This is a genomic window from Metamycoplasma alkalescens (genome assembly GCF_900476125.1).
Classification (GTDB): domain Bacteria; phylum Bacillota_I; class Bacilli_A; order Mycoplasmatales; family Metamycoplasmataceae; genus Metamycoplasma; species Metamycoplasma alkalescens.
Window position 1 is genome coordinate 806179 of the sequence record NZ_LS991949.1, and the last position, 14881, is coordinate 821059.

A 14881-nucleotide genomic window follows, 5' to 3' on the forward strand; every position below is an offset into this window, starting at 1 on the left:
CTATTAGAATTTGAAATCTAAAACTTCTTGCATTTTAACTAGAACTTTTTTTGGACTTATTTGGAAATAACCTTCACCACGATCAAAAGGGATTATTACATCATAACCAGTACATCTAGTTAGCGGAGCTTTTAGATATTCAAAACATTCTTCATTAACTGTTGCAATGATTTCAGCTGAAACTGAGAATGATTTAACTGCTTCATGCACAACTAATAATCTTCCTGTTTTTTTAACTGATTCAATCACCATTTTTTTATCTCATGGTTTGATTGAACGTAAATCAATTAAATCAATAGTTGCATTTGGGTGAGATTCTTTTAACATTTCAATTGCTTTTTGACAATCGACAGTTTGAGCACCATAAGTAACAACCGTTAAGTCATTTCCTTCTTGAATCTTGTATGCTTCACCAATTGGCAGTGTATAAAATTCATCCGGAACTTCTTGTTTGAATGCCCGATATAATTTTGTTGGTTCAAGTACAATGACAGGATCTGGTGATTCAATTGCTGCTAAAATTAAACCTTTTGTATCATATGGTGTTGACGGACAAACAACTTGTATTCCAGGAATGTGTGCAAAAATTGATTCTAGCGCCTCACTATGATGTTCTAAAGCACGAATTCCCCCACCCATTGGTGTTCTTATTACCATTGGAGCTGTATATTTTCCACGTGAACGGTTTCTTATTCTTGAAATATTTGTAATAATATTTTGCAATGAAGCCAATCCTAGACCTTCAAATTGTAATTCAACAATAGGTTTTAACCCATTTATTGCCATTCCTAATCCAACACCAGCAAACATTGCTTCACTAATTGGAGCATTAAAGCACCGTTCATTACCATATTTTTCTTCTAAACCTTGAGTTGCTCGAAAAACACCACCCTCAGTTCCAACATCTTCACCAAAAACAATTACATTTTTATCGCGTGACATTGCCAAATCTAGTGCATCAGTAACTGCTTTAATATTATTAATAATAGCCATTAGTGGTGTCCTCCTTTAGCATCTGGGTATTTTTCAAAAAATTCTTTAGCTTCTTTGTATTGTTCTTCTAAAAATAAATCTAATTTTTCATATTGATATTTAAAAATATCTTCTAAACCATAATTTTTATTTTGTTCAACTCAACTAAATTCTGCTGCAATAAATTTATCTTGTTCAGCATCTAATGCAGTTTGTTTATCTTCTGATCATAGTTTTTGATTGATTAATCATTTTTTTAATCTGATTAATGGATCGTATTTTTGCATTTCTTCAAATTCAGCTTTTGGACGATAAACATCAGGATTATCTGAAGATGAGTGTGCCCCTAGTCGGTATGTATCACATTCAACAAGCACTGGACCATTACCATTTCTTACATATTCAACAATTTCTTTAAAAACAGCAATACATGCCAAATAGTCATTGCCATCAACTTTAATTGAAGGCATTCCCGTTGCAATTGCTTTAACAGCAAAGTTTAAAGATTTTGTTTGCTCATTTATTGCTGTTGAGATTGCTCATTTATTGTTTTCAACAACAAATACACATGGTAATTCACGAAGTTTAGCAAAGTTCATTGCTTCATAGGTTTCACCTTCACTAGTTCCGCCATCACCAGTTGTAGTTAAAGCAATTCCTTTTGTTTTTTTATGTTTTTCTGCAAATGCGATTCCTGTTGCTTGTGAATATTGTGATCCAATTACAATGTTTGGTGGTAAACAATTAATTCCATCTGGAGCTTTGCCACCCATTTCATTTCCAACTCAATATAACATAATATTTCTTGGTGGTTGTCCCATTGCCAACCAAGCAGCACTATTTCGATATCCACTAACAAAATAATCAGTTTTCTTATTTAAAGCATTAATGTATGCAACTTCACAAGCTTCTTGTCCTGTTGAAGATAAAAATGATAATAATCGACCTTGACGTTGCATTGTATTTTGATAAATATCTTGACGCCGTGAAAGATTCATCATTTTATAAGCATCAATAATTTCATCATTTGAAATTTCTGGCATTAGTTTAGGATTAGTAATTTTTCCATCTTTATCCATAATGCTAACGATCTCATTTTTTAATGGATCAAATTTTCCTAGATATTTCAATTTTTTCTTCCTTTCAATTTTATTTTTATCTTGTTTCATATTATATTTAATTATTATTTAAATAACAAATTTAATAAATCATCTTTAGTAAAGTTTTTAGCAAAAATTGCTTCCAAATCAAACTCATTTAAAACTTTGCTAATTTCTTCTTTTTCAAACTTAATATCGATTAATTTGGACTCAAGTTTTTCAGTTCCTTGTGTTCCTAAAAAATCACCATAGATTTTAATATTTTTAATTTTTCCTTCAATTACATCAAGATTTATATTAATAAAACCTTTTGATTCTAAATATTCTTTTTTAACTAATGAAAATTTTGTATTTTTACCAAATGTTCAATCCCATTGGTCATATTTATTAACTTTTTTATTTGTAATTATTTTATTTTCTTCTTCACTTAATTCAATTCATTTAATTTTTTCATTTTGGATGTATGAATTGACTACATCATTAATGAATGTTTTTAAATCAATTTCTTTATTAATATCTTTAAAAAATTCTTTGATATTTCTTACTTTTGCTGGTTTGGATTTAATTTGTTGGTGTTTTAGTTTCTCTGGATCAACAATTAAATATTTTGCAATTTTAGATAAATCAACATCAAACAATAAGGTTCCATGAATTAATGTTTTTTCATTGGTTTTTAATTGAGCATTACCAGAAACTTTATATCCATCAATTGCCATATCGTTTCTTCCAGAAAATATCGCATTGATCCCATTTTTATTCAAATAAGTAATAATTGGTTTTAATGCTTTTTGATAATCAACTTCATTTGTTGCATTATCAACAATTAAAGAATAACAAACATTGCCCAAATCTTGGTAAACAGTTCCACCACCTGTATTTCTTTTAATAACTTTGACAGCATCTTTTTTTGCTTCATTAATATTAATCTCAGCAAAAGCATTTTGATTTCGACCAACAACAATCGTATTTGCATTTTGTCAAAAAAATACAATTGGATCTTTTGTTTGATAATGATATGTTAAATATTCCTCAATTGCTAAATTCATTGCAGGATCATGATATTTTGAAATTAATAGATTGATCATAATTATTTTTTATCTTTATTTTTGAAGTAGTTAAGTCCTAAAACTTCTAATCCAGCTAGGGAAATAAAGTTAAATGGTTTGTTAAAATGTGGTAAGAAGAAAATATCAATTAGTGGTAATTCATCAATCGTTAAATCTTTTTGAATTGCCAAAGCCATCATATACATTGTTTCAGTATGATTTTTTTCACTTGCTACTTGAGCTCCAATGATTCTTCTTGATTTCTTTTCTCAAATAACCTTAAATAATACTTCATTTGTTGAAGACATAAATTCTGGGCGGTCTAAATCTTTAAAATAAATTGAGTCAACTTCCAGATTCATTTTTTTTGCTGCTTCAACACTGATTCCAACACTAGCCATATTTAGTCCAAAAACTGAAATTCCATTTGCTCCAGTATAACCAGGTGATTTTAAAACATTACCCCGAATAATATTAGTAGCAGCCGTTACCCCGGTTCGAATTGCTGTTGTAGCTAATTGGATTGGCATTTTTTTGTTCATTGCTTTATTGAATACTTGTGCACAGTCGCCAATTGCATAAATATCTGGATTGGTTGTTTGCATAAATTCATTTGTGACAATAGCTTTACCTTCATCTAAATCACAAATTCCTTCAAGTATTTTTGTTTGAGGTCTTACTCCAACTGAAAGGATTACATAATCAACATCAATTGCCCCATTATTTGTAATTACTTGGGTAACTTTGCCATTTGTTCCTTTGAATTCAATTACTTTTGAATTTAATTCTAATTTAACACCATCAGCTTTCATTTTTTCTTGCATTAAATCAGTAAATTCATGGTCATAATAAAATGGCATAATTCGATTTGCAACATCAATTAATGTAACATCTTTACCATATTTTTTAAAAGCTTCAACTAATTCAACGCCAATATAACCAGCGCCAACAACAGCGATTTTTTTATAGTTATTATCTAGGTTATGTTCCAATATTTTTTTGGCATGATAATAGTTTTTACAAATTTGCACACCATCTAAATCCACACCAGGAATTTGTGGAATTATTGGTCATGTTCCAGTTGCAACAATTAATTTATCATAATGATCTGTTTTTAGTTGACCAGTTTTTAAATCCTTAACTGTAATAAATTTATTTTTATCATCAATGGCTAAAACATCATGGTTCATAAAAACATTGATGCCTTCATTCTTTAAAATTTCGGGTGATGCATAAAATAGCATGTTAGGATCTTTAATTTCACATTTAACTCATAAAGCAATTCCACATCCCAAAAAAGAAATTGCATCATTTTTATCATAGGTTGTTACTTCACAACTAGGATCTAATCTTTTTAGTGTTCTAACTGCTGTTGTACCAGCATGATTAGTACCTAATACAATAATTTTCATTTCAATATCCTTTCTTTATTGTATTTTTAAAACCAAATTATTAAATACAAATAAAATTGATTTATTCAAACATTCTATATATTCATATATACCATATATTATTTTACTCCCATATCAAAACTAGATAAATATTTAATTCTTAAAATAAGTTCTTTTTTTCTTATTAATTAAATCTTAGGTCCATTATTTCAAATATTTCAATAGTGATTTTAATTTATTTGCAAAAACAATAAGAATAAGTCTAAAAAAATATTCAATCTTGTAAATATAAAAAAGTGACGAAATCAAAAGATCAAATTGCAAATCCTTTTTTAAATTTTTATTTAAATTAAGTATTTTTAATTATAAGAAATGTTATAAGAGTAAAATACTATTGAATAAATTTTATATAAAGACTTAATCAGCAAAAAATTTATTCAATATAAATCTTAAAAAATTCAATATGTAATAAGAAAAAAACAAAGGAATGTGAATAATAAATGAATACGCCTCGAAGAGTATTAGACTCAAGTTTCAATGCAACTGTATTCACTTTTGAAATAATTGCAGTTTTTTTATTAGTATTTTTTTGTCTAGTTTGAAAATTGATTGCAGTGATTTTAAAAAAGAATGAAAATAAGATTTTTTTAACACTTGGATTTGTGCTTGCAACTTTTATTTCAATCTTAGTTCCAATTGGTTTAAGTGCAATTGGTTCGCGTAATCCAATTCATTTGATGATTAATCCTTTAATAGTAATTTTTAATTCCTTTTTATTAGGGTATGGCGCTTCTGGACAAACACCTTTAGCAAAAGGAATTCTTGGTCAACCAATCGTGAAGGGAATTCCATATCTAATTGGAGGACAGATTTTAGGAGGATTATTCGGACTTTTATTTTTTTATATATTTTTTTGCTTATATAAATTTGTCAATAAAAAAAATTTAGAACAAAATAAAACCAATGAATTAACTTTTTTATCATTGTTTGCAAATAAATCAAACTTATCAATTGGTCGTTTTGTAGTTAAAGAAAGCTTTTTTATATTATTATTAATGCTTTTATTTCCTTTTATTGGAATGATTAATACTGCAACTTATTCAAGCAATCATTTTCAATTGCATTTGGCACAATTAGTTGTAATTGGTGTAATTATTTTAATTTCTTCATTTTTTAATTTTTTTGCTTTCCATTTGATTTTTCCAATTATTGAAATAATCATGCAGAGCATTATTTATTTAAAACTTGATAAAGAGCAAAGAAATAAAGAGAAAAAAAATTATTTGATGCAATGAACTAAATTGCTAATTGTTATTCTATTAACAATTTTAATCCCAATCATTATTGCTTTTATTTGCATTGCAATTAAAATTCAAACAAAGGCAATTATTTCACTTTCTTAATTTTAAAAATAATAGGAAAATACTGTGACACAAAAACATCAAAAAAGACAATTTACAACTAAAAAATTATGATTATTTTCAATGTTTGGTTCTTTGGGATTAGTACCAATTGCAAGTTTGATTTCTTGCTCGCAACCATCATTAAATAAAAAAGATATTCCTGAAATATTTTTAAATTCAGATTTTAATCAAAACAAAGACATTCAAGCAAAATTTGAAAAGTATAACCAAATTCATATTCTTAATGAAATTAATGATTATTTTGAAAAAATAGATCATGACGATTTATTTATTTTTAAAAATGGTGCTGATCCTAAAAATGTGACTTTTGATCAACTGATGAAAAATAATTTTTTGATTAAATATATGGATTTTAATCAAACTAAGTTCAAATCAATTATTGAAAAACAATTTCAACTAAGTGACGATTTTTTAAAAAGATTAAAATTTAGTGTTGATTATAATAATATCTTTTATGACCCGGGAAATTATTTTGATATTTTAATTCCAGTTAATGTAAGACTATATTTAGAAAACCATGATAAAGCTGAATATGCAAAAGGAATGTTTATCAATCAAGCAATTAAATTAAGAGTTGCAAACGTTAAATATAAAGATAAAGAAAAATATAGTGATTTGCTCAATGTTTATCAAAAAATTAAAGCAATTAAGGATTCTGATTTCGAAATTCAATTAAAAGATTCAATGAATAGTAAGACAATGCAAGATCTTATTGAAAAATGAGGAATAAATCAATTGGATACAAAGCAATTAAATGAAATTTTTGCAATAAAAAATTCAATTTTTGAAAATCTTCAAAAAGAAAATTCTCACAATGAAAAAATTAAATTGAAAATGACTGCATTTGATGTTGATTTTAATGATGAGACCTTAGCTAGAAATGAAGGAATTTTAAAGATTAGATTAGGTGTGATTAATGTTGATTCAAAACAAAATAAAAAAGAATTAACAAATTCAGTTCCTGAAGCAGGAATTACTTTTAATGTTAAATTTAAGTTTGATAACGAATTTTTAACTTACTTGAAATTAAAAGAAACAATTAAAATTAGTACAATTTTTCAAAATGAAATCAATACTGATCATACTAATTTAAAAAAAGATAATTTAATCATTAAATCAAATAATAGAAGTATTAAAAAAATTGAAGTAATGAATTTGAAATCAATAAATTTCAGACAATCAGAAGTTAGTTTAAATGTTTATTTAGAAAATCAAACTCAACCAATTATTATTAAAAAATATTTAGGTACAAATAAAGACAGTTTGTTATTTGAAAAAGAATTTACAAAAAGAAATATTAAAGCACCTAATTTTGTGACAGACCGAATCACAACAACAAATTTAGCAAGTATTAAAAAGGATTTTTTTATAGCTTATAATTCATCAATTTTTTCTGGTGGATATGGGATTTCACGTGGATTTTATGGAAATGACAATATTAAAACACCTTCATTTTTACATTTTGGTGAAGATTATTTAGCTCCAGATTATCAAGCAATTGTTATGCCATATGATGGCCAAATGATTGCTGCTTATGAATTACCTGCCAAGAATGCATGAACAGGTGTTGGAACTGTTGTTGTGATAAAAATCCCGGTTGCTAATTTGGATTGAAGTCCAAAAGAAAAAGAAATTTATTTGAATGATAACAAATCAGATATTTATCTTTCATTTTTACATTTAGATGCTCAAAAAACTTTAAATAATCCAATTATAGATTTAAAATCAACAGTTGGGAAAATGGTAGATAAAAGAGCGATCAATGTTGCTGAAGGAATTACTCCTCAATCACCAAAAGAAATCAAAAAAGGAACAATTATTGGATATTTGGGCAATGAAGCATCAAATGGCGGCTGAATGTCTCATGTTCACATAAATTTATATTCAAATCGAAAGCAATATTTATCTCCGAATTATTTTTCTATTGACCAAAAACCAGATTTAGATGAATCAAGAATTAATAAATATTATGATTCTCAAAAAAATTTATATACACCAATTGGCAACATTGGAGTTATTGGCAATTCATTAACCAATGTTTTTGTCAACCAAATAAATCCAGTAACTGGTGAAGAAATTAAAAAAGAAAAAGATAAAAAGGACCCAATTAAACTAAAAGAAATTGCTTTATATAAAAATAATTTGAGTATTACAAATGCTGAAATTAAAAAAGGTTATTTAAATCCAAATATTATTTATAACTTAAGAAATGACAAAACAATATCATTTGGAATTGAAGAATTTTTTAATCTAAATCAATAAGAAAATAGTTTTAAATTAATATATTTTAAACAAATTAATAAGCTAAAAATAATTTTAAAATTAGCTTATTTTTTATTTATCTTTTTAAATACTTATTGAGATGACTAAAAAAACAAAAAAACTTGATTTTCTTTAATTTTGTAAATGTCAAAATGAGTATAATTTTTAATGAAGAAATATAAAAAATAAACTATTTTAAATATTACAAATTTGTTAATAAAAAAGAGGAAGTATGGCTAAGATGAAAGCTTTTGTGGTTCGTGAACCACGAAAATGGAGTGTTGAATTGGTAGATATTCCTGAACCAAAAGAAAAAGAAGTTTTAATTAAGATGGAAACAAGTGGAATTTGTCACACTGATTTACATGCTGCAAATTATGATTGATTGGTTAAACCAAAATATCCCTTAATTCCAGGTCATGAAGGAATTGGGATTGTTGAAAAATTAGGTCCAGGTTGTACACATTTAAAAGTTGGAGATCGAGTTTGCTTAGCTTGATTGCATGATACATGCGGACATTGCGAATATTGTTTGTCAGGTCGAGAAACATTATGTCCAAATCAAAATATGTCAGCCTATACAAAAGATGGATCATATGCTGAATATGCAATTGGTCATGAAGACTTTGTTGGATTGGTGCCAAAAAATCTTGATATTGTAACTGGAGCACCAGTTGTATGTGCCGGAGTAACAACTTATAAAGCAGTCAAACAAGCAAAATTAAAACCTGGTGATTTTGTGGCAGTAATTGGTGTTGGTGGTTTAGGACAAATGGCGATTCAATATGCCAAAGCAATGGGATATCGTCCAATTGGAATTGATTTAAACGATGATAAAGTTGCATTAGCACTTAAATCAGGGGCTGAGTTTGCTTTTAATAGTAAAAAAGTAAATGCTGTTGAAGAAGTAATTAAAGCTACTCAAGGCGGTGTACATGGTGTGATTAATACATCTGTTGCCACAGCTGCAGCAAACCAAGGCATGGAAATGCTTCGTCGTGGTGGACGTCAAGTTTTAGTTGGATTACCTGCGAAAGATAAATTAGGGAAAGATGAATTTGGTGTTTCAGTATTTTGAACAGTTTTATTGGAACGTGAATTAGCTGGTTCAATTGTTGGAACACGTAAGGATTTACAAGAGGCTTTAGATTATGCTGCAAGAGGACTAGTAAAATCAGAAGTTACAAAAGTTGTTAAGCTAGATGAAGTTGCTGAGATTTTTGACAAACTTGAAAAAGGTGAATTTCTTGGTCGGGCAGTTATTGATTTTAGAAAATAATTTTAATTATTTAAAATAAGCATTAAAAAAAGTGCTTATTTTATTTTTATTAATGAAATAAATTTCATTTTTTTTAAAAAAAATAAAAAAATTCAAGTTATTAGGAAAAAGATTATATTTATTAATCTAAATCTTTAACTTGAATTTATTTTTAGTCTTTAATTAAGCAGTTTTAAATAATCATGGTCCCAATTTATTCTTGTATCATTTTGTTCTTTGGATATAATGAATTGCAACATGTTGAATGATTGTGAAAATTCCTCCAATAATTCAATAAATTTGCAATCCAGCACTAAAAAGAATTCCGATGAATGAAAATATAATTGGTAATAAGATTGTTCTTTTGTTTGATTTTTTCATCTCAGCCCGTTGATAAGCATCAGCCCGCAAGAATTTTTTCTTTTTGAGCTGTAGCAATTTTGGCATGAATTGGGCAATAATTTGAATTCCAATTGAAAGAATAATGATTGGAAGATACTGCAATTCTCCAACCTTAAAGATTCTAAATAATGAAGTAGCTGAGAATTGGATTGAATATAAAGTTGCTTGCTTAATTTCTGGAAGTGTAGAAATGATTCTAAAGACAACAATTAAAATCGGAAGTGTAATAAATGAAGAGACCAATTGTGCTGTTGGTGAAATTTTTTCTTTCTTATAAAGTTCAATGATTTCCATTTGCTTACGTTGTTGCATTTGTTTATCACCTTTGTAGGCTTGATATTTAGCATCAATTTTTGCTTTCTTTTGGTTAATTTCTTCCATTTTTTGGGCACTAAAGATTGATTTTGCTGTTAGTAAGAAAGTAATGATTCTTACAATAATAACAGTTACAACTAATGATAATACAACGCTTCAACCAGTTGTTCCTAATCCCCGAATGATTGCATTCATGAATTGTGAAACAGGGTATACAAATAATCCATAAAATGGTCCTTGACTTCAGTGGTCTTTATAACTAACTAATTTTTTTTGTGGTAGTAATGCATCATCTGCTAAAAGATTTCTTTTTCAATAATCTTCACTGAAATTTCCAGCTTGACTAATTGATGAAAATTGGTATAAACCAATTTCTTTATTAAAACCTTCATCTTTAATTTGATAATTAGCCTTATCTAAAGAAGCCATTTTGGCATAACTTTGCATCATTGAAGAAGTTGCTAAAAATACTTTGTTTAATTGTTTTCCTTCTTCTTCAGTAATTCCTTTACCGGCACCAACTGAATCTTTAAATTTTAAAATAAAATTATTTCATTCTTCAATCAACTGATGGTTACTTAGTTTTTTAAGTTCATCAATTGACTTGCCATTTTTTTGTGATAATGCTTTAGCAAATTCTGAACGATTTTGTGGATCATTGATTCAAACTCTGAATGTTTCGCCAACTAAAGTTGTAAAAATATCAGATAACAATAATTGATTAATATTTGCACCACCAATACTTGATAAAGAAACTTTTGAAACATCAAGTTTTTTAATATGTGAAAAATCAGTTACAACAGTAATTTTTTCTTGTTCATTACCTTCTTGTTTTTCAAATTTTTGATATGTTTCAAAAGCAATTGTTGATGGTAAATAAATGTCGCTAATTTGATTTACTGGGTTATAAGTTTTGGTTTTTCCATTGCCATTGCTGTCACCAAAATTTACATAAATATAATTTTTCCCATTACCATAAACAACACCTCTTTCACCTGGGTTGTTGCTTACTTCTGAGCCAGAAATGTTTTTTCAATCATCTTTTTTGTTTGATTGATTATCTACATTGTCTTTTTTTTGTAATTGTAAGGCAAATGAAGATCCATTGTAGATTCCATAATGCCCACCAGTATTTTTATCTTGTTCTTTTAAAGCAGCAATTTGTTTTTCATCATCCAAGCCAAGATAAGTATTTACAGTTATACCAGTTGTTGAATTTAAATTTGGAACAATAAATTCATTACGATCTTCATTTCATCTAACAGTGGCAATATTTGGTGAAACATAATCTGATTTGGTATATATTTCTTGACCTGTTCCAATTTTTGTTCCTGATCTTGTAGCAATTGATTGCACGCAACCAACCAATCCAATTGTAATAAAGATAATGACTAGTGTTACTCTAATTCATTTTCAGATCTTTTTTCAAATTAATTTTGGTTGTTTGTTTTCAGGCGATTGGTTAATTCTAAACGAATCATAATGCTTAGAACTATTTTGTTTTGCCATTAATTATCCTTTCATAAATTTTATGAACTGCTAAAACTTTTTCTTCTCAAGATAAACTAAAAAAATTTTTTCTTGCGATTATGACAGTATCATAATTTATTTTAGTGACATCCATCTTTCTTAGAATTGCTCTAATTTGGTTTTTGTAGTGATTTCTTTGTACCGCATTGGCAAATTGCTTTGGGATTGAAATTCCTACTCTAAAATAGTTGGATTTATTAAAATAAACAATTAAATTTCTTGAAATTACTTGATTGCGACTATCAAGAATTTTCTGAAATTCTCAATTTTTTTTGACAGTATTTTTTTTATTCATAGTCTTATTTTTTAAATTTTGTCAAGATTTAAATATAAAAAGTATCAGGATTATTTTTCATCTGATACTGTTAATTTGTGTCTTCCCTTTGCACGTCTTGCTGCTAGTACTTTACGACCATTTTTTGTTTGCATTCTAGCCATAAAACCATGTACTTTGATATGTTTACGTTTTTTGGGTTGATATGTTCTTTTCATTATGATATCACTCCTTTAGTCTTATTGAATTAAAATACTGATATTATTTTACCAAAAAAAGTTAGAAAAGTATTCCAGCAAACAAGATATTTAAAATTTGTTTGAAATTTAAAAAAAATGAAAACCAAATTAATTGATTTTCTTTTTTAAAAAATGATTTTTTGAAATAAATTTAAATTACTTTTTTATTTAAATTTTAAACCTTATTTGGATTCAATTTGATTGTTTGTATTTTATCTGATTGTAATTTTTTTCTTAGATCTTCCATGATATTTGGCTTTGTATTTTCTTTATAATCAGAGCTTATGCTTTGGAATAAATTAATTCCATTTGTTTCGTTTTTTTCATCAGTTGCATGTGTATTAACAATGCCAATTAAATTAAATGAAGAATCAATTACCATTGAACCAGATCCGCCTTGAATTAATGCCTTGAATTTCGAATCATTTGGAATATAAGTATATAGTTGGCTAAATTGTGAAAGAATTGTTAAAGGCATTCCGTGTTCATCAAATCCATCTCCTTTTATAAAACTAGTCTCATATTTTTTTCAATTATCATTTACAGAGTTATATTCTTTATTTAAATCCTTGTCATATTTTAATCATAATTTTTGAAAGTCATTTTCATAAATGATTCTTTTTTGACTCGAAATTGCTCCACCAGTTGATTTAACCCCTCGGAATTCTGAGTTTTGATTATCATTTCTTTTTAATGGATACCCTGCATAAAACTGTGTTTTTAAAGGACTAAAGTGATTTTGATTGAAATTTATATATCAATCCTTTTCTTTGTTTGTTCCAATAATATTTTCTAGACTTGGAAAAATATTTTTTAATTTATTCTTTTTAATTTTTAAACGCAGAGTTATAAAATCAGCCCCAGCATTATTAGTTTTTACATGTTTAGTTTTATTTGAACCAAAAAATTTTTCCAAATCATCTCTGTCATTAAGATATATATTGCTAACATTATATCTTGGAATAAAATATGGCGCTGTTAAGTATTGATCATATGCACTAAAACTATCGCTTAAATTTTTACCATTATCAATTACAACAAAATCATTATTAAGCTCAAAAGTATCTCCGCGATTTGTTTTTAAATAAACATTTTTTCTTTCTAAATTTTGATCTCTTGTGTTGTTTGCTCAAAAACCAGGAAGATTTGTATTTCAAACATCCTTATTATATTTTTCATATATTGTTTTATCAAATGTATTTGTTAAATTGAAAACATGAATATTTGTTGCTAATAAAAATTCCCAATATTCAGGATCAGTATTTGTAATTCTATCAATTACTCAAACTGTTCCTGATTTTTGTGTATGTGTAAATCTAAATTGATTACTGAATTTGTGTGGAAATTCTCATTGTTTTGTTTTAAAAATTATTTCAAAACTTCTATCATAAATATATTTAAAAAAATCAACATCTGATTTCAAGGCATTATCTTTTTCTTTATCTGTTTGAAAATAATATTTATTTTCGGTTGTAAAAATTAGTAGTTCAAAAGTTCCGTCTATATCATTAAATCTACTTTTTATTTTAGTTATGTTTTTAACACTAAATAATTGTTCCAAAGATGAGAAATTGATGTAAAAAAGCATTTGACTTAAATTTGATGGCAAAAACCCAAATGGATTATTTTTAATTAAATCATTGAAACTAAAATTTTTATTTATTGCACCATTTTTTTCTAATTCCTCAAAAGTATCTAAGTATTTTTGAGTCATCATTCCATATAATGGAATATTTGGATTATAATACTTTGTTCTTTTAATTTGGGTTTCACCAAGATTCCCATATTCACCTAAATTTTTAACAAAATTTCAGTAACCTTCATTAATCTCTTTATCACTATTTAAGAACGTAAAATCTATTCCATTATTATATGGACCCTTTTTTAAAAAGTCTTCAAATTTTTTTGTTTCTTCTTTAAAAGTTTTTGTTTCCTTAAGAATTTCATAAGGTGTTAATTTTTTTATTTTTTCAAGTTCAAATAAATGACTATCTTTTGATTCATTTCTTGTCGGACTTGCTTCTGGTTCGTTTGTTTGAGGATTAGAATTGGGATTTGGTATTGAATTTTCTTCTGGATTTTTTGGTTGAACTTCAGGTATTGGATTTAAATTTTCTTCTGGTTTTATTGTTTGATTATCATGGGGATTTTTTTGATTTTCGTCATCAATGATTTTATTTGGATTTATAGTTTGATTATTATTTCCATCATCATTTTGATTAATCTCGTTATTCTTATTTTCAGAATTATTTTTTTCTATAACACACGATACATTAAAAATAAAAGAAGGTAACAATGTAACCATTCCTATAAAATATTTTAGTTTTTTTGAGAAATTATTTTTCATGATTAGCCACCAAAATTTTTAGTACTAAGTGTAATTAAAATTATAGTAATTTTTATTTAATAATTTTGTTAAATAGTTATTTAAAAATAATGATCATTTTTATTGCAATAAAAACTTTTTTAGTAAATAAATTTTTATTAAATATTTGAACATTTTTATTTTATTTATTTAAAAAAATGTTGATTTAAATCAAAAGAAATTTTTTTGTCCTTAATTTCAATCACTTATTTGTTATATTTAATGTCAATAAAATGTCAATAATTAAAAGAAAAAGAATGATTTATGATGAATATTTTCAACATTAAAATATAATTTTAAAAT

Annotated in this window: 11 protein-coding genes; 3 read left to right on the plus strand and 8 right to left on the minus strand. The window is 26.5% G+C overall.

Annotation, left to right across the window (positions count from 1 at the left end):
* Window positions 1-3 precede the first annotated feature (3 nt).
* From D2845_RS03405 to D2845_RS03420, 4 genes are read right to left on the minus strand one after another with little or no spacing between them, the layout of a single operon-like run.
* Window positions 4-993, minus strand: coding sequence for an alpha-ketoacid dehydrogenase subunit beta (locus D2845_RS03405; protein ID WP_002881410.1), 990 nt, complete (start codon window positions 991-993; stop codon window positions 4-6).
* Window positions 993-2141 carry a pyruvate dehydrogenase (acetyl-transferring) E1 component subunit alpha gene (gene pdhA, locus D2845_RS03410; RefSeq protein WP_245391259.1) on the minus strand — a complete coding sequence of 383 codons (1149 nt, stop codon included), beginning with the start codon at window positions 2139-2141 and terminating at the stop codon, window positions 993-995. Before pdhA ends, D2845_RS03405 begins: the two co-directional genes overlap by 1 nt.
* 14 nt (window positions 2142-2155) lie before the next feature.
* Window positions 2156-3157, minus strand: a complete 1002-nt coding sequence (locus D2845_RS03415) for a lipoate--protein ligase (RefSeq protein WP_002881406.1) — start codon at window positions 3155-3157, stop codon at window positions 2156-2158.
* A gap of 2 nt (window positions 3158-3159) precedes the next feature.
* A complete protein-coding gene (locus D2845_RS03420) occupies window positions 3160-4530 on the minus strand; it encodes an FAD-dependent oxidoreductase (RefSeq protein WP_110858333.1) in 1371 nt (456 codons plus the stop codon).
* Window positions 4531-5009: 479 nt separating this feature from the next.
* On the opposite strand from D2845_RS03420, the gene D2845_RS03425 reads away from it, so the two are divergent.
* From D2845_RS03425 to adhP, 3 genes are all read left to right on the plus strand, one after another.
* A complete protein-coding gene (locus tag D2845_RS03425; protein ID WP_110858334.1) occupies window positions 5010-5912 on the plus strand; it encodes an MAG4940 family membrane protein in 903 nt (300 codons plus the stop codon).
* A 24-nt stretch (window positions 5913-5936) separates the two neighbouring features.
* Window positions 5937-8195, plus strand: coding sequence for an MSC_0775 family lipoprotein (locus tag D2845_RS06910; RefSeq protein ID WP_110858335.1), 2259 nt, complete (start codon window positions 5937-5939; stop codon window positions 8193-8195).
* 241 nt (window positions 8196-8436) lie between these two features.
* A complete protein-coding gene (gene adhP / locus D2845_RS06915; protein ID WP_002881402.1) occupies window positions 8437-9474 on the plus strand; it encodes an alcohol dehydrogenase AdhP in 1038 nt (345 codons plus the stop codon).
* A 162-nt stretch (window positions 9475-9636) separates the two neighbouring features.
* Here adhP and yidC read toward each other — a convergent pair whose 3' ends face one another.
* From yidC to D2845_RS06930, 4 genes are all read right to left on the minus strand, one after another.
* Window positions 9637-11679, minus strand: a complete 2043-nt coding sequence (gene yidC / locus D2845_RS06920; RefSeq protein WP_110858336.1) for a membrane protein insertase YidC — start codon at window positions 11677-11679, stop codon at window positions 9637-9639.
* On the minus strand, window positions 11663-11995 hold the full coding sequence (gene rnpA, locus D2845_RS06925; RefSeq protein ID WP_002881400.1) for a ribonuclease P protein component: 333 nt from the start codon (window positions 11993-11995) through the stop codon (window positions 11663-11665). Before rnpA ends, yidC begins: the two co-directional genes overlap by 17 nt.
* Before the next feature lie 50 nt (window positions 11996-12045).
* Entirely contained in the window at window positions 12046-12195 is a 150-nt protein-coding gene (rpmH, locus tag D2845_RS03450) for a 50S ribosomal protein L34 (RefSeq protein ID WP_371690277.1), read from the minus strand.
* A gap of 193 nt (window positions 12196-12388) precedes the next feature.
* Window positions 12389-14560 carry an MAG2960 family serine endopeptidase lipoprotein gene (locus tag D2845_RS06930; protein WP_110858337.1) on the minus strand — a complete coding sequence of 724 codons (2172 nt, stop codon included), beginning with the start codon at window positions 14558-14560 and terminating at the stop codon, window positions 12389-12391.
* Window positions 14561-14881 lie beyond the last annotated feature (321 nt).